Origin of the sequence: Kocuria massiliensis (genome assembly GCF_900169715.1) — a bacterium.
Lineage (GTDB): Bacteria > Actinomycetota > Actinomycetes > Actinomycetales > Micrococcaceae > Rothia > Rothia massiliensis.
In genome coordinates this window covers 913,231-934,386 of the sequence record NZ_LT835161.1, presented here as the reverse complement: position 1 = coordinate 934,386, position 21,156 = coordinate 913,231, and the positions used below count along the sequence as shown (strand labels likewise).

The window sequence follows — 21,156 nt, the reverse complement described above, 5'->3', positions numbered from 1 at the left end:
CTCACTCCTCACCTCCGGCAAGTGCATCATCCAACAACGAGTCCAGTCCGATCCCCAGTTCCGGGAATTCAGGCAACGATGCGGCGATCGCACGGACGTCAACCTGCCCCGTCACGACATCGGCAAAAAGGCGGGTACGAAATTCTTGGAGGAGCCTCATCTCCCGCTCTGCTTTCATGATGGCTTCGTGCGGCTTACGCGAAAGATCGTCGATCTTAGCAACCGCCTTCTCTTGCTCCTCGAGATTTGGGACAAGCACCCGCATCCACCCGATGTCATCCATATTGAAATGCCCGACGGTAGACCCCTGAGTAGCCAACTTGATCCGCTCCCGAGGGAGGCCCTCGTAGATCTGGTGAACAAGAAACTGGGGAACAATTACATCCTTGCGAAGCTTCATCAGAACGGTGCGCTGACCGAGCGCAACGTTTCGTCCGGACGGAATCACAGCCGCCTCCCCAACTGGAGCTTCTCGTGTAAAGATCACGTCGCCGGGTCGAGGAGTGGCACGCTGGGTCCATTCCTCAAATGACTCAGCGTCTGTCGTGTACGCGCCGGACCAATCGATCTTCCCCTTCTTCACCGACGAGGTACGCAAGATCCAATGCTTTCCGCCCTCAACATACGGCGCGGTCTTATGCTCGCAATCTACAAGCTTTTCTAGCACGTGACGTAGCTCGCGGCTCGACCCTTTGAAGTCCATTAGTGTCTCGGCGACTATCGCTGCTTTCTGTTCTTCGAGCAGGGCTATCATGCGACGCTTCGCGGCTATAGCCCTTTCGATCCGCACGCGCGCATCGTCGATGTACTTCACAATCGCGGCTTGCTCTTCTGGCGGCGGAACTGGAAGGAGCTGCGCACCGAACGTCTCAAATCGAAAGTCTGTTGAGCGTTCCCGAATTCCTTTAGAGAGGGCAGTAATCCATAAGCTACGCGCCATTTCGCGTATGACCGCGGCATAGTAATGTGGATTCGCTTCCCCGCGCGGTATGCATACGCTATATACGGGAGTTCCCTTTCCATTGCTGTCAGAGACTCCTACAGCCCCAGCGAACGCGTCCATCGCATGGATCACAAGATCACCCTTGCGGATTCCCTGATAGCCGATCTCTTTCAGGGACTCCGTGTAACCTGTCGATCGACGACGACTCCTCAGCGTCACGACGCCATCGCGATAGCACGTGACAACTCCGTCTGAGGTTAAAGGTTCCCGTTGGACGCGCTTAAAAAGCGACTTACCTCGCTTCAGTTCCCAGTGGCGCGGCAAAATAGGTACCCATTTGACAGTCGTCTTGGACAGATCGGCATAACGTGGTAGATCTCGAAACATCAGTCTTCCCCCGCGATCTCAACGATCAGGTCTTCAGTCTCCGCCTCCAGAGCACGGATGTCGGCCTGGATTTCGGCTAGGGTGCGCATCGGCGCGGGCTTGTAGAAGTGACGGGTGAAGGAGATCTCGTAGCCGATCTTTGTCTTCGAGTCGTCGATCCAGGAATCGGGGGCGTACGGCTCGACCTCGCGGCGGAAGAACGCCTCGATGCCGTTGGCATAGTCACCCGCGGGCTCGTTGAGCGGTACCTGTTCGGTGTCACGCAGTTCAACATCGGGCTCGTACTCGACGACACGGGCGCGGCCGTCGATGACGGCTTCGTGTCTCCCGTGCAGCGGATCGGGTGTCGCCGCGTACGGCAGGGCCTTGCGGATGAGGGGTGGCGCACTCTCATCGCGCACGCCGTCCTCCTTCAACTGCTTGATCTCTTTCGCCGTGTAAACACGATGCGGATCTACACCGGCGATGCGCAAGGGCCGATCGACAGTGATCTTGCGGTACCCGAAGTCCACTCCGTCGAAGATCTTCGAGTGATCGGTGTCCTCGTACTCGTCGAATGCTTTGAACGCTTCGAGGACCCTGTCGGCGTCAGTCGAGCTGACCTCGACACCCTTCTCGCCCAGGTTCTTGCGCAGCGGCGTGTACCAGTCAGTGGCGTCGATGAGCTGGACCTTGCCCTTGCGGCGATCTTCCTTGCGGTTCGAGAGCACCCACACGTACGTGGCGATGCCGGTGTTGTAGAACATCTTCAGCGGCAGCGCAACGATCGCCTCGAGCCAGTCGTTCTCGATGATCCATCGTCGGATGTTGCTCTCGCCCTGGCCGGCGTCACCGGTGAACAGCGAGGAGCCGTTGTGCACCGATGCGATCCGGGAGCCGAGCTCGGTGCCCTGCTTCATCTTCGCGATCAGATTCGCGAGGAACATCAACTGTCCGTCGCTGCTCCGCGTCACCAGCGAATACTCGCTGTCATTGTCGTGGTTGACGACGAACCGCGGGTCGATGATCTTCTTCGCGCCACCGAGGCGGTCCTGGTCAGTCTTCCAACTCTTGCCATACGGCGGGTTGGAGAGCATGAAGTCGAACTCCTGGCCCGCGAACGCGTCGTTCGACAGTGTGGAATATTCCGGACCACCGACGATGTTGTCGGCCGCCTTGCCGTCGCCCTTGAGGATCAGGTCGGCCTTCGCGATCGCATACGTTTCGGCGTTGATCTCCTGCCCGTAGAGGTGCGTGGAGACCTTCTTGCCAGACATCTCCGTGAGGTGCTTCAGTGTCTCCTCGGCGACGGTCAGCATGCCACCGGTGCCCATAGCACCGTCGTAGAGCCTGTAGGTGCCCGACGGGATCGTGTCTGCGATGGGTTCGAACATCAGCCGCGTCATAAGGCGCACGGCGTCCCGAGGCGTCCAGTGCTCGCCGGCCTCTTCGTTGTTCTCCTCGTTGAACCGACGAACGAGCTCTTCAAAGACCGTCCCCATACCGTGGTTGTCGAGACCGCTCGGAGAGAGATTGAGGTCCGGTGCAAGAAACTTCTCGATCAGTGCGCCAAGCGCATCCGCCTTGGTGAGACGTGTCAGCTGGTTGCGGAACTCGAAGTTGTCGATGATCTCCTGCACGTTGGGCGAGAACCCATCAAGGTAAGCCTCGAAGTTCTGCCGCAGCCGCATGGAATTAGAAACATGGCGCAGGTCCTGTAGCGCAAACCCAGACGTGTTGTAGAAGTCCTGCTTCGCCGCGTCCCGAAGCGGAGCATCCTGGTCTGCGATGCCAGCGTCGTCCAGCATCTTCTTCATCGACATGACTGCGTCACGGGTTGGACCGAGCACGCTGTCTAGACGGCGAAGGACTGTGAAGGGAAGGATCACGTCGCGGTACTTCCCACGGACGTAGAGGTCGCGGAGCACATCATCGGCGATGCCCCAGATGAGCGAAGCGATCCGTGCGTGATCGATGGCCATGTTCGGCAATGCGTCCATCCTTCTTGACGTGCTGACCTCAGCGGTCGCGGCTTAGATGAGTTTCGGCCCCTACTTGGATGAGTTTCGGCCCCTACTTGCCCATCGTACCGGCGGGCAGTGACACTTAGCTCAGACCGGCCACGCACAAGTAACCAACCCGCTAGCCACGCAACCTCCAACGTCGAGACGTGTAGGTCCGAGCGAGCAAGACGTGCTCCCACACGTGCAGCAAACACCTTCTGCATAGGCGGAATCATTCTCGCGGAGCGTCGATTCGCCTGGAGTGACACCGTGAGGAACGGCTCGCTCTGACGAGGACTCGGTTCATCCCAGCCGGCGGATGCTTACGACAGGCGTGGTGGCCCGAGTCGTCGACACGTACCCCACGTCGTCGCTGACGTTGCCGACGACGAGGTACGCCGGCCGTCCCACCTGAATCGGCGGCTCGATCAGCCCCAGCAGTGGCAGCACTTCCCCGTCACGACGCATCACCGTTCTCTCGTCAGCACGAGCATTCGCCCCGTCCGCGACCAACCGGACCACCGTGCGGACATCGCCGTCAAGCCGAAACAGATACCCGGAACCCGAGCGCGTCACAACCAGCCAAGAGCCTCCGTCAGAGAGATCAAGTTGATCCCGTTGCTCCGAGAGCGCGCAAGAGTCCTGCGCTGCCGGTTCAGTTTCAGGGACCTCGCCCATGATCCGCGCGATGACGTCGCGCTGCTGCGTGCGCAGCTGCGCCTGGTCGTAGCCATCGATCGTCACCGCCCACCAGACGGTGGCGGTCATCGGGCACTTGCCACAGGTCCGCGGACCGACTACTCCCCAAGACCCTGACCGCGGAGGGAAGTCCCAGCCTGCTCGGAACGCTTCCTCAGAGGTAAGCAGTTCCTCGATGCCGCAGACTTCGCACCAGTGCATGAAGGGCTCAGGTGGCTCGTTCACGATGCACTCCATTCTGCGCGACGGGATTGGCATACGTAAGGATTCCGGACGGAACAGTGCAAGCGCGGCTATCGTCTCCGCTGACAACTAGGACAGTAGTGACTCGAGCGGTTCATGAACTGATTGCGCACGATAGGCGTGCCGCAGCGCGGGCAGGGCTGACCGACGAGCCCATAGACGTTCAGGCTCCGGGCGAAGTAGCCGCTGGCCCCGGAGACGTCAACGTAGAGAGAATCAAACGACGTGCCTCCCTGGGCGAGCGCAGCGGCCATGACCTCCCTCGCAGCATCGATCACAGCCGAGATCCTCGTCTTGGACATCGACGACGCCGCCGTTTCGCCGTCCACCTTGGCGGCCCACAGCGCTTCGTCGGCGTAGATGTTCCCGATGCCGGACACGAGTGTCTGGTCCAGCTGGACACGTTTGATCCCAGTCCGTCTGGTCTTGATTCGCGTGACCGCAGCTGCCTGGTCAAACAACGGATCGAACGGGTCTCGCGCAATGTGAGCGATCGGCGACGGCAGCGCCGCTCCCCCGCCGTCGTACATCAAGTGACCGAACGGGCGCTGGTCGTCGAAGCGCAGATCACTGCCGCCATCGGTGAAGGAGAACCGTGCCCGCTCGTGTCGAAAGATCGTCACGCCGGGCGACGTGATGAGCATCTGCCCTCTCATCCCCAGATGCGTGAGCAGCGCATTCTGATCATCCAGGACCAACCTGAGGTACTTGCCGCGACGCGCGATCCTCGTGATCGTCGCACCGACCACCCGAGAGGCAAGATCCTCACTGCCGGCCGCATGTCGCCGCACGGCCCGCGGATGATGAACTGTCGCCGAGGCGATCCTTTTGCGGCCCCAGACTCCTCTTGCAGCACGCCACCCAGTCAGCGTTTCCGTTGGCAGACAGGGCAATAGTAGCTCGACCGATTCATAAACGGCTCCCGCACGATCGCTGCCCCACATCGTTTGCACGGCAACCCAGCGCGCCCATAAACATTCAACCCGCGCTCAAAATAGCCGGATTCCCCATTCACATTCACGTACAGCGCATCGAAGCTCGTCCCGCCTTGAGCCAGAGCCTCCGTCATCACCTCGGTAGCCGCATGGATGATGTCGCGGGTTTTCTGCGCCGACAGCGACCGCGCCGGCTTCGCGTAGTGAATCCGTGCGCGCCACAGCGCTTCATCCGCGTAAATATTTCCGATGCCGGAAATCACCGACTGATCCAGGAGGACGCGTTTGATGCCGCTGGTCGTCCGGAGAATGCGCCGTCGGAATTGCTGCGCGTCGAAATAGGGGTCTAGCGGGTCGCGGCCAATATGCGCGACAGTCTGGGGAATTTCGGGAAGGTCCAGCACACTGGTGGACGCGGCCGGCACGGGTCTCCCCTGCGCGTCAGCAACCGGAACGACGTCGTCGAGAAAGAGCCCTCCGAAAATCCGTTGATCAACGAACCGGAGTTCCACCGCCTCGCCGTCGGTGGTTTCCAGCGTGAACGTGATGCGGGTGTGTCGATGCGGAGGCATGTCCGCGGTCGCCAACAGTAGTTGTCCGCTCATCCCCAGGTGCACGACGACGCCGCGAGGGTCGAGTTGCTCGCCGTCGGAAGAGAACCGCAGCCACATGTATTTTCCCCGGCGGCACACATCCCGGATGACGGCTCGGTTCAGGGCAGAAGCGAACTGTTCCGGGGTTCCAGGATGGCGCCGCAGAGAGCGGGGATCGGCAACCTCGACGCCCACGATCCGGGCACCCATGATGTGCCTGGCGAGTCCGGACCGGACTACCTCAACCTCAGGTAGTTCAGGCACGATCCTGGCTGTTGTCTCGAAGCTGGGTGACGTCGGCCGACTCCTGCGAGGTCAGGTGGCGGTATGCCGCCTCGGCCGCAGCTCGCTCGGCATGCTTCTTGGCCGTACCGGTGCCGACGCCTTGAGTCGTATTTCCGACCTCGAGCCGCGCCTCAAAGACGCGAGCGTGATCCGGTCCGCTTCCGGTCACGTGGTATTGAATGTCGCCCAAATCCATGGCGGCGGCGAGTTCTTGAATTTCCGTCTTCCAATCCCGACCAGCGCCCAGAACGAAGTCATCGTCCAGAAGCGGTGTGGTCAAGCGAAGTACGAGGTCCCGGGCGGGAGCTCCACCGCACGATATGTACGCGGCACCAAAGAGGGCTTCCATGGTGTCGGCAAGGATCGAGTCCTTGTCCTCACCATGGGTCAACATCTCGCCCCTGCCCAACCGAATATGGGGGCCCACCTCGAGGGATCGAGCGATCGCCGCAAGGGACCGCTCGGAAACGACGGCTGCCCGACGCTTGGCTAATTCACCTTCCGGAAGGTCAGGGAATCGACCGTAAAGCTCCGAGGTGACCGCCAGGCCCAGCACTGAGTCGCCAAGAAACTCGAGGCGCTCGTTGTGTGGGATACCGCCATTTTCATAGGCGTAAGAACGGTGTGTGAGCGCAAGCTGAAGCGTCTCGGCGTCGATGTCGACGCCGAGACGCTTCAACAGGTCTCCGTGTTGCACGGTAGTCATAGGGACGCCGGTCTTAGGCGTCGGCCACCTTGCGACCCTTGTACTCAAGGTACAGGGGGGTGCCGGCGGTATCGGTGACGACCTTCGCCTGGTGGGGAAGGCTGTAGGTCACCTTGCCATTTTCAACAGTCTTGACCAGCTGAGGCGCGGAGGCCTTCCACTGGGAGCGACGTGCGCGCGTATTGGCACGGGACATTTTCCGCTTGGGAACAGCCACGGCTATCTCTCTTCTCTCGTCTCGGTTGTCTCGTTTGCGGTCTCCGCACCGAACAGCCCGGAAAGGGCCGACCAGCGAGGATCCAGGTTCTCGTGGTGATGATCGGGATTCTCGTCGAGGCGCACTCCACATTCGGAGCACAGGCCCTGACAATCCTCCCGGCACACGGGCTGGAACGGCAGTTGCGTGATGACCGCATCTCGCAGCACCGGTTCAAGATCGATTGAATCGTTCTCTACGCAGTACTGCTCGTCTGCTTCGTCTTGCGACTGGCCTTGGGGTTCACGTTCAAAAACATACAGCTCTTGAATGTCAGCCGTCACTGGATAGTCGATGGGATCCAAACACCGGCTGCACTCTCCGTGAACATTCACGGAGGCAACACCATTGACAAAGATACCATCATGCACGGATTCCAGGCGGAGATCGAGTGTGATGTCGGAACCCTCGGGCGCCCCAATTTGGGGATTCCCGAAGTCCTGAGGCACAGTCACGGTCTCATCGAGGTGTTCCGTGCTCCCCGGCCGCTTGGCCAGCTCCCTCACGGAAACCGTCAGGGATGAAGAACTGTCATTACTGATGATGAACTCCTGATACGACGTGATGACCGACTGTCTAGCCTACTCAGCCAATCGTGAGTAAACAACCCTCGACCCTCTGGGGCGCAGGGCTTATGACCAACATCATATGGCGGCCGGTTGAAGCAGGCTAGGGGAAACGTCCGTTTCCGGGTCCGTCTATCCCCCGAGACGACGTCCGACCGAGCGGGGAACAAAACTCCGAATGTCGCCCCCGAATGAGGACACCTCTTTGATGAGAGATGAGGACAAATGTCCGTTCTTCGGGTCGCCCGCCAGAAATACCGTTTCGACACCGCTGATATTGCGGTTCATAGTCGCCATGGGAGCCTCGTAGACGAAGTCTTTCGCGTCTCGAAGGCCTTTGACGATCGCCGTCGCCCCTCGCGACCGAGCGTATTCGGCAAGAAGCCCCTCAGCCATCGGCTCGACGGTCACGCCGTCGAGCCAGCCGAAGACCTCGGTCACCATCTCGAGGCGCTCCTCGAGGTTAAATCTGTACTTTTTGGCGGGATTATTAGACACGGCGACAATGACGCCACTGGAAAAAATCTTCGTGGCGCGGGTGATCACTTCGACATGTCCGTTATGAATCGGGTCGAAAGAACCCGGGCAAACGGCAAGACTCATGGGTCCAAGTTACCAGGGCTCGCCTCGCCGGGGCTTGTCGTGCCGGGGAATGACTCCGCACGTCGCAACTTTCGTCACCCGTTGTGACGGCCCTTACCATGTAGGAATGCAGGATGATTCCCAGGACACCGCAAACGTCACCGCGAAGGGTTCGAAGCCCGCTCCCCCGTGGGTTGGATTGGCCGAGTCTGCCGGCCTGTTAGACGCGCAGGGTTCGCTGTCCTCCACGATTTTTGAGGAAATGAGCGCGTTGGCCAACCGGCACGATGCCATCAACCTCGGTCAGGGCTTCCCGGACACGGACGGTCCCGCCGTCCTCGCGGATGCCCTGTCTCGAGCCGTGGCCCAAGGCCGGAATCAGTACGCCACCATTGCCGGCAACCCCACTCTACGTTCGGAAATCGCCATCCATGAGGAGATCGCTGGACGACGCCGACCTGATCCGGACACCGAAATCACTGTGACGGCCGGTGCCACGGAAGCCCTCACCGCCACCATGATGGCGTACCTTCGGCCTGGCGACGAGGTCATTCTCTTCGAACCGTTTTATGACCTGTATCCGGCCATCGCTGGACTGACGGGCGCCCGAATCGTCACAGTTCCGTTGCTTCCGCCGACCTTCGCCCCAGACCTCGAACGGTTGCGGGATGCCTTTTCGGATCGCACCAGAATGGTGCTCGTCAACGATCCGCACAATCCCACCGGCGCGGTGTTCGGCCAGGAGACCATGCAGCTGATCGCCGGTCTGGCCGAGCGTCACGACTCGATCATTCTGACCGATTCGGTGTACGAGCACGTGGTGTTCGACGGAAATCCGGTGGACCTCGGTTCACTCGAGTCGGCTCGCCACCGAACCGTCCGGGTTTCCTCCGCGTCAAAGACTTTTTCGATCACCGGATGGCGCGTCGGTTGGGCCATTGCGCCTCCGGAATTGACACGCGGTTTGCGTGCCACCAAGGGATATCTCTCGCACTCCGCGGCCGCACCCCTCCAAGTTGCGGTCTCGGAAGCCATGGCTTGGGCTCGCGAACAGAGCTTCTACACCGAGCTGAACGACCAATACCTCCAACAGCGAGAGGTTCTCCTGAACGGGCTCGACGGGGGCGCCTTCCGTGCGCGCCGACCCGAAGGAACCTTTTTCGCGGTGGCCTCCACGGAGGGTGTTCCCGAACCGTGGGGGCGGGACGGCCTGGAAATCTCCCGGTCCCTCGCGGAGCGGGCGGGTGTCGCGGTGGTGCCTCTTCAGGCCTTCGCGACTGCACCCCATCGAACCCTCTATGCCTCCTGGATCCGCTTTGCGTTCTGCAAGCGTCCCGACGTGCTCCAGCAATCGGCGGAACGCTTGCAGCGGGCGGGACTCTGATGGTCCGAGTTGTCACGCGGACCCGCAGCCTGGCCGAAGGTTAGTCCTCGCCGTCCACGGACCCGAGTTCCGGTTCCGCAAACCAAAGCGTCGTCTCCCCATAGGCCTTATGACCAAACCGGGATAGACCATCACCCCACGCAGGCTCGGGGCTGCGGGTCGACCTCTCCACCACGACGACGGCGCCCTCCGTCAATCGTCCGGAGAGGGACGCCAAGATCTCGGTGAGTTCGGCGTCGGTCATGGCATACGGAGGATCGACAAACACCACGTCCCAGCGGTTATCGCCACGTCCCAGGAAGGTTTCGGCCTGGGCGTTGACCACGGAGATCTCGGCGAAGAGACCCGTCTTGGCCACGACGTCCCGATTGGCCCGGCAAGCTTCCAGGGCCGCGCGGTCTCGATCGACCAGGGTCACGTGCGAGGCTCCACGGCTCGCCGCCTCTAACCCCAGGGCCCCGGATCCCGCGAAAAGGTCCAGCACGTGAGAGTCCGTGAGCACATCGTAGGTTTCTAAACGCGAGAACAGCGCCTCTTTAACGCGGTCCGTGGTGGGGCGGGTCTTGTCGCCGCGGACCGATGCCAACCGGGCGCCGCCTGCGGCACCGGCAATGATGCGTCCCATTGAGTGTCCGTCCTTGATTCGTATCTACCAGTGGCGTGCTCGAGGGCAGCATCCCTCAACCACGGTAGAGGTACTCCGTATTTTCTTGACTATCGGCTTCCACCACGGCGTGCCGCAGAGTCGGGAACCTCTCCAATTGGGGGTCGTTCCCTACGAGCTCTCTCGCGTCGGCCCTCGCCTGCTCGATGATCTTGGCGTGGCGGACCACCGACAGATTGCGAAGCGTCGAGCGTCGGCCCGACTGACTGTCGCCCAGAATATCGCCTTCTCGCCGTTGCTCCAGGTCGAGCGTGGACAATTCGAATCCATCCCGGGTGGAAGCGACGGCGTCGAGCCGGGGCATCGAGGCTCCCTCACTATCTTGTTCCGTCACCAGGAGGCAGGTTCCGGCGTGACCGCCACGGCCGATCCGCCCCCGCAGCTGGTGCAAGGTCGACATTCCGAGCCGGTCCGCATCCATGATGATCATCAACGTGGCGTTGGGAACGTCGACCCCCACCTCGATCACCGTCGTCGCGACCAGAAGATCGATGTCCCCCTGGGCCATGCCGTTCATGGTCTCGGCTTTGGTGGCACCGTCCATTTTTCCGTGAAGGGCCTCGATCCGGCACCCGGAGAGCACCGGCAATGACCTCAAGGTCGCGGTGAGGCCTTCTACCGACTGGAGGCGTTTGCCGGAACCGCCACGGCCGGATCCCTCCTGAGCGGTGGGAGAATCGTCCGCCACGTCGGCGTCGTCGGAACCGTCCCCGATCGTGGGTACCACCACAAAGACCTGATGTCCTCGGTCGATTTCCTCCCTGGCCCTTTGCCACAAGCGGGCCTCCCACGAGGGATGATTCGCCAAGGAGACCACATGTGTGGCGACCTCTTGGCGGCCGGCGGGGAGTTCATCGAGGACCGACACGGCGAGGTCTCCGAAGACCGTCATGGCCACGGATCGAGGTATCGGCGTCGCCGTCATGACGAGCCGATGCACGGGCGAACCGTCCGTCCCCATGAGCGCGTGACGTTGCCGCACGCCAAACCGATGTTGTTCGTCGACCACCACGAGACCCAGCTCGGCAAAACTCACGTGCTCTGCCAACACGGCGTGGGTGCCGATCACGATCGACGCCGCCCCAGACGCGATGTCGGTCATGACCCGGTGCTTCGTGGCAGCGGGCATGGACGCGGTCAGCACGACGACGCCGGCCTTCTCCGCTAGCTCGCCGAGTGCGGTCCGAATAGACCGTTCGTGCTGCCCGGCAAGGACTTCCGTGGGGGCCAAGAGAACGGACTGCCCGCCGCCGTCGGCCACTTGCAACATGGCTCGCAGGGCCACGAGGGTCTTCCCTGACCCGACGTCACCTTGCAAGAGCCGATTCGTGGGACGCTCCCCTGCAATATCGCTGCCGATCTCCTCACCGACCCGCTTCTGTCCGGACGTCAAGGTGAAGGGAAGGTTCGCGTTGAAAGCTTCGAGGAGGCCGCCCGCGATGGCTGGGTACGCCTTGGTGCGTTGCGCGTCCAACACGGCGGCGCGGCGGGCCAAGATCACCTGCAGCACGAGGGCCTCCCTGTACCGGAAATACCGCAACGCCCGGTGGGGATCACCGTCCTCCCGAGGCTGATGGATCAGCCGGTAGGCCTGGGCGATGCTCGGCAATCCATGTTTGCGATGCAGGTCGCCCGGCACAGGATCGTGACAGTCTCGCAGATCCACCTTGTCCAGGAGCGTCCGCACCGCGGCCTCGATGCGATCCGTTGGGTACTTTGCGGTGGCCGGATACACCGGCAATGGCGGCAGGGGCGCGTCCGGGTCGTGCGCTTCACCGTCCAATGCGCCGGGTTCGCTCAGCACCGCATAGTGGGGGTTCGTCAGGGTCAATTGCCCCTTGAACTCCGAGACCTTGCCGGAAAACATCACGTGGTCGCCGACCGCAAGCTCTTTGGACGCGGTCCAGGCGTTGAAGAACGAGAGGGACATCGTGTTGCCCTGCGGACCCGTGGGAACCGTGACCGAGGAGCCGGCCAGCGCGTCGAGCCGTCCGGCGTCGTCAACCCCCGGCGCGAAGGATTCCTCCGGGGCCAGTTGGTCCGTGACGAGGACTTCCGCAATGGACCCTCGACGGGAGTGCAGACGACGAGTGGTCACGGAGAGGACCCGGGAAATAATCGAGACTTCTTGACCCCAGACGAGGTCGGAGAATTGGGTGAGCTCGCCCCGTGGCAGGTAACGCCGAGGAAAATATTCGAGGAGATCGCCGACCGTGTTGAGGTCGAGATGACGAGCCAGAGCATCGGCAGTCTTAGGATGCAGGACCGACCGGAGGGGACGTTCCTCGAGAGCCTCGGGTGCCATGAATCAGGTGTCCTCGGCCGAAAGCGACTCTGTGGTGATGTCCAGAGGCTTACCGAAGTGGCTCAAAACGCTCATCGCGGTGGAGGCGTCCGGTACGTGAACGTGCACGCGCCACCGAATCTTGTCGTTCGGCTCTTGGGAGACGGCGGTCATGATCACAGAGTCTCCCACCTGCGACAGTTCGTGCCGGAGTTGAGCGGCGGCGAGAGCCTCGAGCTCGATGGCACACATCAACTCGACGCCGTCTTCCCCGACGGCCGGACCAGTTCCAGAAGAACCAGCGCCCCGCGTCACGGGCAAATGTTCCTCGCGTTCCGCTTCAAGCCACGCAGCATACGGACGCGCTTCGGCCCCGGGGTAGGTTTCTCCGCGAACGGTGTGGGCGAGCACGTCGAAGATGATCAACATTCCCAGCGCTCCCGCGTCCACCCGACCGCTGTCCCGAAGCACTTCCAGTTGGGTACTGGTGCGACCGACCGACTTATGACCGACATCCACTAGATGAGTCAGCATGAGGCAAAGATTCTTATTGGAATCGTCTGGATCCGTCCACTGACCGGCAGCCCGGGAGATGTCATTGACGAAGGACAAAATGGTGCCTTCCACGGGATCGTGCAAAGCGCCAAGAACTCGGGTTCGTGCATATTCCAAGGCCCGGGCAAAGCCAAAGGCCGTCATGCGCGTCTGATCGCGAAGAGGCTCGGCGCATCCCGCCAAAATCACCGCAAAGAGGGTTCCGGAGTTTCCCTTGGCTTCCTCAAGGCAGTGCCGCCCGCAGATCTCGAAAAGTTCCCCCACCAGCGTCGTATTGACCATGTCCGCGGCCTGCGCACCGGCCCGTACCGTGACGGCCAAATTCGTTCCGGTGTCGGCGTCGGCTACGGGAAAAATATTCAGGGAGTTCAGTTCGTCCTGGTGACGGTCCAGCACGTCCGCGGCGTCCGTCAGCCATCGCCTCATGACGGCGGCGCTAGAACCGGTCCTTTGCTGCAAAATGGTCCCATCCCCTATGAATCCGGGCTTTCCCGTCCACGAGGACGCAGGCTTCCCGGCCCGTTAATTGTCCACACGAGCCTATCGCACGTACCCCCTCGGGAAGGGGTTTCGACGAGGGAATGCAAGCCAAAAGTCCGTGGTCCTCTCCTCCAGACAACACCCACTCCAGAGGGTCGAGGCCCAGTTCCGAAGCAGCTGGGCGCAAGGGCTCGACCAGGGGTTCCAGCAATTCCGAGTCCAGCTCGATGCGGACGTTCGATGCCGTGGCGAGGCGTTCGGCGTCCCGCAGGAGCCCATCGGAAACGTCGATCATCGCGGTCGCGCCGTGCTCCGCGAGGATCGGCCCCTGGACGATCGGTGGTTGGGGACGCAGCTGGGATGCCATCAGGGCGCTCAGGTCGGACCTCGGATGGGCCCAGGACTCTGGTGCCGCGGTGTCGAGGTCCGGTACCGGACCCTGGCTGGCCCTCAAAAGATCAAGGCCTGCGGCGGCCCGCCCCACCGTGCCGGCCAAAACCACGACGTCGCCCGGTTGCGCGCCTGAGCGCTTCACTACGGGAGTGCCACAGTCTCCGGAAACCGCAGTAGAGGTTTTCGCCGGTATCAAGCCAAAGGCCGCTACGGTGAGTCCGATTTCCGTTCCCGACCCCACGTCACCGCCACCGACGGTGCAGCTCGTCGCGCCCAGGGATTGGAGGGCTGCGCAGTACCCACGGGCCATGTCCCGCACCATTTCCACCGATGTGTCGGGCGGGAGGACGAGGCTAATGACCAGACCCGTGGGAATCGCGCCCATAGCTGCGACATCCGCCACATTCTGAGCCGCCGATTTCCACCCCATGTCGAAGCCTGTGGTGCGGTATCCGTTGGGCCATTCGAGCAGGTAATCCTGATCCTGGGTTTGCGAGTCAATCGTGACGACGGTTCGCCCGGCGGAAAGGTCGTAGACGGCGCAGTCGTCACCCGGACCCAGCATCAGCTCGGTACCGTTATTCTGCCGAGTCACCCAGCGTCGATGTTCCTCAAATATGGCGAGGACGGGACGCAACACCTCTTCTTCGGACGTTTCTCCGACCGTCACACCGGCAGGGGCCACGGGTCAGCGGTCGTTCTGGTCTGCGGAGCGAGATTTGGACGTACGTGAAAGCACAGCCCAGATTCCGCCCAATGCCAAGATGGTGAAGGCAAGGATCGGCCATGGCCCACGCAGCGAGCTCAGATTGCGTTGGCTCGAGACGTCCTGCTGTTCCGCCCCGGCGTTAGACCGCTCGTCGATATTGCTCACGCCCGCGTTCGTGTCGGAATTCACGGAGTCCGAGTTGTCCGACTTCTTCGAATCGAGGTAGTGGCTCACCCAGCTCGAGATGCCGTTGACTTCGCCCAAAGACGATCCTCCGGCGGGGCCCGACCCGCCCGAATTGGATTCACCGTTCACGACGGCACCGGGACTCGGCGATGCGACCGAGGTCGGAGCGGATTGCGGAGTCTGAATCGTCGAGTTGGTGTCTTGAGGACCCTGTGCAGGTTGGGGCACCGAGTTCCCTGGCGTAGTTGGCTGAGGGGCCTCGACCTGTCCGCCGTTAGGGGCGGAGTCTCCATTCGGGGCCACGGGCTGTTGGGTCGGGGCCGGCTGTTGCGTCGGGGCCGGTGCCGGAGCAGGTTGATAGGAGGGTTCCGGTGTCGGGCGGACATCGGGCGTCTTCGTCGGTTCCGGCGTCGGTTCGGGGGTAGGTTCCGTAGTCGGCGTCGGTTCAGGAACCTTGGTGGGCTCCGGGGAATGGGTGGGCTCCGGCTCCAAAGTAGGCGTCGGGTCGGGCGGCGTCGTCGGTTCGCTCGTTGGCGTGGGAACCGAGGTTTGCGACGTTTGCGGGGTGGAATCGCCGGTGCTGGGCTGGCTCGTCGTGGACCCGTTGTGGGTGGGCTCCGCGGTGCTCGTGGTCCCTGGCGTGTTGGAGGGCGACTCAGCGTTCACGGCCATGGCCGCGCTCAAGGACGTCATTCCCACGACGCCGACCGCCGCCGTACACGCAACCCCGCGCACCGTGGCTATCCGCGCTTTCCTGAGAGTACGCCCCTGACTATGGCTGATGATAATGTCCGCTCCTTCCCCTGACTGAATACACAGACGGGTGCTACCTGCCCACTGGGAGGAGCCTGGACGGCACCTCCATAAGTTCATCTGAGGTATCCTCGAGGACGTGATTTCTGTACCTCAGGGTCCCTTCAAAGTCCTTAGTTTAGGGTCCAGCCCCCGGCCGTTACAAGGCAAAAAGTTCCCGGGCCGCGCCATGATTCCTCTGGCTGCCGCGCTCACGTTGGCGTTGAGCGGTTGCTCGCAGGCTGTGACGCTCGATCCGGCGCCCGACGCCGCCAACCCAGATTGTGCCAAGGCCATGGTCGCCATGCCGGACACCCTCGCCGGACAATCGAAACGGGAGACAACCGCACAGGCAACCACGGCGTACGGAGACCCGGCGACCATCATCGTCAAGTGCGGCGCTCGCGTGAAGGAACCGGTCATGGATCCGTGTGTCCGGGTCAACGACGTCGACTGGACCATCCGCAAGGATGACGATCACGATGCGACTGCTTCTAAAAGTTCCACTGGGTCCAGCGCATCAGCTTCGGGTACCGCTCAAGGCCAGAATTTTGACGGCACCGGAACGTGGACTGCGACCTCATTCGGCCGCACCCCTGCCGTTCAGGTGACGTTCGATGCGGGCAAGGTGAATTCCTCGACCATCCTCGTTGATCTGCAATCGTCGGTGAATCGTATCCACCAGTCGAAGCAGTGTTCCTCGGTCTCCGATAACTTGGATCTTTCCGACCAGGGGTGATCACGCACGCGACGGGCGGCGGCGTGATGCCCCGCCCGTCGTCGTTCTTAATCGACCGTCCGAGGACGGCGACACAGTGATCCCTTAGCGCAGGCCCACCGGACGCTCTAGCGCCAACCGGATGAGCCGATCCACGAGCTCACCGTAACCAATTCCCGATTCGGCCCACATCATGCCGTACATCGAGATGGGGGTAAATCCGGGCATGGTGTTGACCTCGTTGATGACCACGCGGCCGTCGTCCGTGTAAAAGAAATCGCAGCGTGACAGGCCTTCGCCGTCCAAAGAGAGGAACGCCTGGATCGCCTTGGCACGAATTTCCTCACGAACCTCCTGCGGAAGGTCCGCAGGGCAGCGAAGCTCCGAGGAGGAAGATTCCAGGTACTTCGCCTCGAAGTCATAGAAGGTGTGGGTGTCCCCCACGATTTCAATCTCTCCGGGGTGCGAAGCCTTCGGAAGTTCATGATTCGCACCATCCAACACGGCACACTCGATCTCACGACCGCTGATGCCTTCCTCGATCACGAGTTTAGGATCCAGTTCATGTGCCGTAGCGATCGCAGCCTCCAACTGGTCCCACGAATCGATGCAGGTGATGCCGCACGAGGAACCGGCCCTGGCAGGTTTAACGAATACGGGAAGAGCGAGTTCACGAATCCGGCGCGTGACATTCTCACGATCGTTCGCCCAATCGCGTGCCGTCACCACACGATACGGGCCGACCTCGAGCCCCGCCGCCTCGAAGGCTACCTTCATGAAGTGCTTGTCCATGCCCACGGCCGAAGCGGTGACCCCCGCCCCAACGTATGGGAGTCGAGCCATCTCGAGGAGCCCCTGGACGGTTCCGTCCTCGCCGAATGGCCCGTGCAAGAGGGGAAAGACGACGTCGAGCCGCGGTCCTTCCTCAAAGGATCCGTCCGCGTGGCGCAGGAATATACCTCCCTGCCCCTCGCCCATGGGCAAAGAAGCCTGCGGTCCTTCGCCACGAAATTCCGGGAGCTTGGATTCCGCCGCCAAACGGGACAGTTCGTCCTCGCTACTCAAGTGCCAGGTGCCTTCACGGGTAATGCCGATGAGCACCGGTTCGTATTGGTCGTGGTCGAGCACGCCCAGCACGCCTTGAGCGGTAATCAGCGAAATGGAATGCTCCGACGAGACCCCTCCAAAGAGAATTCCGACGGTGGTGCGTCCTGCAGTGGCATTGATGGTCATGGCGTTACTTTCTGACGACGTGTGGTGCAAAATTCAAGGGCCGCGGCGCAGAGTGCGTCAATGCCCGGGGGCGCTGGTTCCCTGTGGTCCCCCATGAGGAGTCTCGGCTTTGAGGGCACGGCCGAGGAGCATCGGCTGTAGCTGGTCGACGGTGATCTGCCCGTCCAAGACGGCGGAGACGGCCTCCACAATGGGCATTTCGACGCCGTGGCGTCGGGCCAGGTCGCGAACGACCGACGCTGACTTCATGCCCTCGGCGGTCTGTGTCATGCGCTGGCCGACCTCGACCTCACTCAACCCGAGAGCCAAGAGGCGCCCGGCCGTGTGATTGCGCGACAACGGAGACGAGCAGGTGGCCACGAGATCCCCCATGCCGGCGAGCCCAGCAAGAGTTTCGGCTCGCCCGCCCAGAGCGACCGCCAAACGCGTGGTCTCCGCCAGTCCACGGGTCATGATGGACGACTTCGAGTTGTCGCCGTAGTCCCGTCCTTCGCAGATGCCTACACACAATGCGATGACGTTCTTGACGAGACCGCCCAGCTCGACGCCAACGACGTCGCCCGAGGTGTAGGGCCGAAAATACGTCGTGGCGCAAACCCGAGACACCAGGGCGGCGGAACGCTCCGAAACGGAGGCAACGACCGAGGCCGTCGGTTGTTCTTGAATGATTTCCTTGGCCAAATTAGGGCCGGAGAGCACGGCGATTTGTTCCCCAAATCCGGGGAGCGTCTGTTCGATGACCTCCGACATGCGCAACCCGGTGCCACGCTCTAACCCTTTAGCCAGGGAGACGACCACCGCGTTGGGTTCGATGATCGATGCCATCGCTTCGAGCTGGGACCGCAGTGCCTGGGCCGGAATCGCGACGACGACGACGTCGGCTCCCCGCAAAGCTTCCTCCGGGTCAGACGTAAAGGCGAGGTTTTCCGGCAACCGGGTGTTGGGGAAATATCGCTCGTTGATGCCAGAGGTGCTGATCGATGCCATCGAGTCACGATTGCGACCCCACAGCACGACCTCCCACGAATCTCCGTCTGATGCGCCCAAGCGGGCGGCATCGGCCGCGACCTTGGCGAAGGCGGTGCCCCAACTTCCGGCACCTAAAACGGCGACACGGCGAGGTGTCGGTACGGATGGTGGAACGGTGGGTGCTTGCTCCTGAGCGTTCACGATTTTCCTTCCGTTCGCGGGTGTCCCGGCGGGTTGAGGGGCGCCCTCGGGGTTGGCTACCTAGCGGTTTTCCCGGGAGTTCGAGGAACCCTGCGGTTCAACCGAGGATCCCACCGCCCCTCAGGGGCCTCCTCACCTCGCAATTGCTCGACCAGGCCGGTCAGCGCGTCCATCATGCGCTCCGTAGCCTCAGCCAGCGCATCACGGCTCACGTGATCCGTCCGATTCTCCGCACGAACATCCGACAGGTCGATGGGGTCTCCCACCAAGACGTGAGCGGTTTTGCGCGGGAAAAATTGGGGCTTGGTGGCCTTGGGAGCCAAGAATTCTTGGTCGCCCCAGTGAGCAATCGGCACGACGGGTGCCCCAGTGGCCAAAGCAAGCCGCGCGGCACCAGACCTACCAGCCATGGGCCAGAGGTCGGGATCTTTGGTCAAGGTTCCTTCCGGATAGATCAGCACCGCGCCCCCGGCGTCGATGACCGCTCGAGCACTCTCCAACGACTTCCGCGCATCCATGGAACCGCGGAAAACGGGAATCTGTGCGGTGCGGTGAAGTATGGTGCCGACCACCGGAATGCGGAACAGGGACTCTTTGGCGAGGAAACGCGGGATCGTTCCGGACATGTACACGAGGTACGCGACCGTCAACGGATCCACCTCGGTCACGTGGTTTGCGACCACGATGTACCCCTGGTCGCGCGGCAATTTTTCCACGCCTTTCCAGGAACGCCTCATGGCCAGGTCCAACGCACGTCGCACGACCGCCGCGGTCGCCCGAAACAGCAGATCCCCGCCGCGGCTCGGTGCCACGGTCTCCAAGGGCCGCTTCTTCTTCGACGGCGCGGATTTCCGCACTCCCGCTTTTCCTTCGCCCGCCATGACTGCTAGGCCGCCAGGTCTTCGATGTCGAACTTTGCTCCGAGGCCTTCCAGCTTCGCAACGAATCGCTCGTAACCGCGATTGATGAGTTCGACTCCGGTCACCTTGGAGTCACCTTCGGCGGCCAAAGCCGCGATCAGGTGGCTGAACCCGCCGCGAAGATCCGGAATATTGATGTCGGTTCCGTGCAACGGCGTCGGTCCCGAAATGACCGCCGAGTGCAGGAAGTTGCGCTGCCCGAAACGGCATGGGACCGAGCCGAGGCATTCGCGATGAAGCTGAATGGTCGCGCCCATGCGGTTGAGAGCCCCGGTAAATCCGAAACGGTTTTCATACACGGTTTCGTGGACGATCGAGACGCCGTCGGCCTGTGTCAACGCCACCACCAAGGGCTGCTGCCAGTCGGTCATGAAGCCAGGGTGCACGTTGGTCTCGACGATAAGCGGGTTCAGTTTGCCACCAGGGTGGTAGAACCGGATGCCTTCGTCCGTGATGTCGAGGCCACCGCCGATTTTCCGGAATGTATTCAAGTAGGCCATCATGTCGGCCTGATGAGCTCCACGAACAAAGATGTCGCCGCCGGTGGCCAGCGCAGCGGAACCCCAGGATGCCGCCTCGATGCGGTCTGGCAGGGCCTTGTGGTTATATCCGCTGAGGCTCGGAACACCTTCGATGTGAATCACGCGATCGGTCTGAACCGTGATGATCGCGCCCATCTTCTGCAAGATCGCGATGAGATCCATGATTTCGGGCTCAGTGGCCGCACCGCGCAATTCGGTGTTGCCCTCAGCGCGCGTGGCCGTCAGCAGGACCTGCTCGGTTGCTCCCACAGAGGGGTACGGCAGGTCGATTTTTGCCCCGCGCAAACCCTTGGGTGCGGTCATCCGAATACCCGACGGAAGTTTATCGACCTCAGCACCGAAGTTCCGCAGAACCTCTAAGTGGTAATCGATCGGGCGGTCGCCGATTTTGCATCCGCCGAGGTCCGGAATGAAGGCCTCGCCAATGGCATGCAACAACGGGCCACACAGCAGGATCGGGATGCGGGAGTCACCCGCATGCGCGTCGATATCCGCGTGTCGGGCCACCGAGACGTTAGTGGGGTCCAGCTTGAGATCCCCGTTCTCGGGATCCTTGTTAACCGTGACGCCGTGCAAGGACAGCAAGTCGGTCACGACATTGACGTCCTTAATTTCCGGGACGCTACGCAAGACGGACGGGCTTGCACCGAGTAGGGCCGCGACCATGGCCTTCGGCACGAGATTTTTCGCGCCACGGACCGAGACTTCCCCTCGGAGGGGTTCCCCACCCTGTATGTGCAATGCGCCGATCATAGAGTTCCAATCCTCGTGTGTGCGGGCGAGAAAAGCCCGACGATTCGCGCGTGTCCGCAAGTGACACGCATTCTGGGACCATTTTACGGTACCAATGCGCCCGTCGAATGCGACTCACCCTTGCCGCGCCGTCGCGAGTCCGGAACAACCTTTTTCGGGAGTGTGCACGGTGCAGACCGGCCGCTCCTCACGCCGC

The 21,156-nt window shown here is 61.9% G+C and carries 21 protein-coding genes; 3 read left to right on the top strand and 18 right to left on the bottom strand.

Annotated features, from left to right (window positions below):
• Position 1: 1 nt before the first annotated feature.
• The 9 genes from B9Y51_RS08525 to coaD form a co-directional block, all read right to left on the bottom strand.
• On the bottom strand, positions 2 to 1,330 hold the full coding sequence (locus B9Y51_RS08525; RefSeq protein WP_085529408.1) for a restriction endonuclease subunit S: 1,329 nt from the start codon (positions 1,328 to 1,330) through the stop codon (positions 2 to 4).
• Complete coding sequence (locus B9Y51_RS08520; protein WP_085529728.1) at positions 1,330 to 3,291, bottom strand: type I restriction-modification system subunit M; 1,962 nt, start codon at positions 3,289 to 3,291, stop codon at positions 1,330 to 1,332. The genes B9Y51_RS08525 and B9Y51_RS08520 overlap by 1 nt, the downstream gene beginning before the upstream one ends.
• Before the next feature lie 324 nt (positions 3,292 to 3,615).
• Complete coding sequence (locus B9Y51_RS11240; RefSeq protein WP_177345060.1) at positions 3,616 to 4,236, bottom strand: hypothetical protein; 621 nt, start codon at positions 4,234 to 4,236, stop codon at positions 3,616 to 3,618.
• Between the two features lie 68 nt (positions 4,237 to 4,304).
• Positions 4,305 to 5,147, bottom strand: a complete 843-nt coding sequence (gene mutM, locus B9Y51_RS08510) for a bifunctional DNA-formamidopyrimidine glycosylase/DNA-(apurinic or apyrimidinic site) lyase (protein WP_245826120.1) — start codon at positions 5,145 to 5,147, stop codon at positions 4,305 to 4,307.
• A complete protein-coding gene (gene mutM, locus B9Y51_RS08505; protein ID WP_085529406.1) occupies positions 5,120 to 6,046 on the bottom strand; it encodes a bifunctional DNA-formamidopyrimidine glycosylase/DNA-(apurinic or apyrimidinic site) lyase in 927 nt (308 codons plus the stop codon). The genes mutM (B9Y51_RS08510) and mutM (B9Y51_RS08505) overlap by 28 nt, the downstream gene beginning before the upstream one ends.
• Positions 6,039 to 6,773 (bottom strand): ribonuclease III, encoded by a 735-nt coding sequence (rnc, locus tag B9Y51_RS08500; protein ID WP_048678091.1) that lies wholly within the window; start codon positions 6,771 to 6,773, stop codon positions 6,039 to 6,041. The genes mutM (B9Y51_RS08505) and rnc overlap by 8 nt, the downstream gene beginning before the upstream one ends.
• 13 nt (positions 6,774 to 6,786) lie before the next feature.
• Complete coding sequence (gene rpmF / locus B9Y51_RS08495; RefSeq protein ID WP_030014584.1) at positions 6,787 to 6,990, bottom strand: 50S ribosomal protein L32; 204 nt, start codon at positions 6,988 to 6,990, stop codon at positions 6,787 to 6,789.
• Positions 6,991 to 6,992: 2 nt separating this feature from the next.
• Positions 6,993 to 7,571, bottom strand: a complete 579-nt coding sequence (locus B9Y51_RS08490) for a YceD family protein (protein WP_048678089.1) — start codon at positions 7,569 to 7,571, stop codon at positions 6,993 to 6,995.
• A gap of 156 nt (positions 7,572 to 7,727) precedes the next feature.
• A complete protein-coding gene (coaD, locus tag B9Y51_RS08485; RefSeq protein ID WP_085529405.1) occupies positions 7,728 to 8,198 on the bottom strand; it encodes a pantetheine-phosphate adenylyltransferase in 471 nt (156 codons plus the stop codon).
• A 106-nt stretch (positions 8,199 to 8,304) separates the two neighbouring features.
• On the opposite strand from coaD, the gene B9Y51_RS08480 reads away from it, so the two are divergent.
• A complete protein-coding gene (locus B9Y51_RS08480; protein WP_085529404.1) occupies positions 8,305 to 9,561 on the top strand; it encodes an aminotransferase class I/II-fold pyridoxal phosphate-dependent enzyme in 1,257 nt (418 codons plus the stop codon).
• Between the two features lie 40 nt (positions 9,562 to 9,601).
• Here B9Y51_RS08480 and rsmD read toward each other — a convergent pair whose 3' ends face one another.
• The 5 genes from rsmD to B9Y51_RS08455 are packed head-to-tail and all read right to left on the bottom strand — an operon-like array spanning position 9,602 to position 15,060.
• Positions 9,602 to 10,186: a 16S rRNA (guanine(966)-N(2))-methyltransferase RsmD gene (gene rsmD / locus B9Y51_RS08475; RefSeq protein WP_085529403.1), complete on the bottom strand. Its 585-nt coding sequence runs from the start codon at positions 10,184 to 10,186 to the stop codon at positions 9,602 to 9,604.
• Between the two features lie 55 nt (positions 10,187 to 10,241).
• Complete coding sequence (locus tag B9Y51_RS08470; RefSeq protein ID WP_085529402.1) at positions 10,242 to 12,530, bottom strand: ATP-dependent DNA helicase RecG; 2,289 nt, start codon at positions 12,528 to 12,530, stop codon at positions 10,242 to 10,244.
• Between the two features lie 3 nt (positions 12,531 to 12,533).
• The gene (locus tag B9Y51_RS08465) at positions 12,534 to 13,490 is read right to left on the bottom strand and encodes a DAK2 domain-containing protein (protein WP_085529401.1); all 957 of its coding nucleotides are present in this window, start codon (positions 13,488 to 13,490) and stop codon (positions 12,534 to 12,536) included.
• 10 nt (positions 13,491 to 13,500) lie between these two features.
• The gene (thiL, locus tag B9Y51_RS08460) at positions 13,501 to 14,622 is read right to left on the bottom strand and encodes a thiamine-phosphate kinase (protein WP_085529400.1); all 1,122 of its coding nucleotides are present in this window, start codon (positions 14,620 to 14,622) and stop codon (positions 13,501 to 13,503) included.
• A 3-nt stretch (positions 14,623 to 14,625) separates the two neighbouring features.
• Positions 14,626 to 15,060: a hypothetical protein gene (locus tag B9Y51_RS08455; RefSeq protein ID WP_085529399.1), complete on the bottom strand. Its 435-nt coding sequence runs from the start codon at positions 15,058 to 15,060 to the stop codon at positions 14,626 to 14,628.
• A 229-nt stretch (positions 15,061 to 15,289) separates the two neighbouring features.
• Between B9Y51_RS08455 and B9Y51_RS11090 the strand changes: the two genes are divergently transcribed.
• Together B9Y51_RS11090 and B9Y51_RS08445 are read left to right on the top strand one after the other, a co-directional pair.
• Positions 15,290 to 15,604 (top strand): hypothetical protein, encoded by a 315-nt coding sequence (locus tag B9Y51_RS11090; protein ID WP_143468036.1) that lies wholly within the window; start codon positions 15,290 to 15,292, stop codon positions 15,602 to 15,604.
• A gap of 210 nt (positions 15,605 to 15,814) precedes the next feature.
• Positions 15,815 to 16,363 (top strand): DUF3515 family protein, encoded by a 549-nt coding sequence (locus tag B9Y51_RS08445; RefSeq protein WP_085529398.1) that lies wholly within the window; start codon positions 15,815 to 15,817, stop codon positions 16,361 to 16,363.
• An 84-nt stretch (positions 16,364 to 16,447) separates the two neighbouring features.
• Here B9Y51_RS08445 and B9Y51_RS08440 read toward each other — a convergent pair whose 3' ends face one another.
• From B9Y51_RS08440 to murA, 4 genes are read right to left on the bottom strand one after another with little or no spacing between them, the layout of a single operon-like run.
• A complete protein-coding gene (locus B9Y51_RS08440; RefSeq protein WP_085529397.1) occupies positions 16,448 to 17,575 on the bottom strand; it encodes a D-alanine--D-alanine ligase family protein in 1,128 nt (375 codons plus the stop codon).
• A 57-nt stretch (positions 17,576 to 17,632) separates the two neighbouring features.
• Complete coding sequence (locus tag B9Y51_RS08435; protein ID WP_173834746.1) at positions 17,633 to 18,745, bottom strand: NAD(P)H-dependent glycerol-3-phosphate dehydrogenase; 1,113 nt, start codon at positions 18,743 to 18,745, stop codon at positions 17,633 to 17,635.
• Positions 18,746 to 18,801: 56 nt separating this feature from the next.
• A complete protein-coding gene (locus tag B9Y51_RS08430) occupies positions 18,802 to 19,602 on the bottom strand; it encodes a lysophospholipid acyltransferase family protein (protein WP_245826119.1) in 801 nt (266 codons plus the stop codon).
• A 29-nt stretch (positions 19,603 to 19,631) separates the two neighbouring features.
• Entirely contained in the window at positions 19,632 to 20,960 is a 1,329-nt protein-coding gene (murA, locus tag B9Y51_RS08425) for a UDP-N-acetylglucosamine 1-carboxyvinyltransferase (RefSeq protein WP_048678070.1), read from the bottom strand.
• Positions 20,961 to 21,156 lie beyond the last annotated feature (196 nt).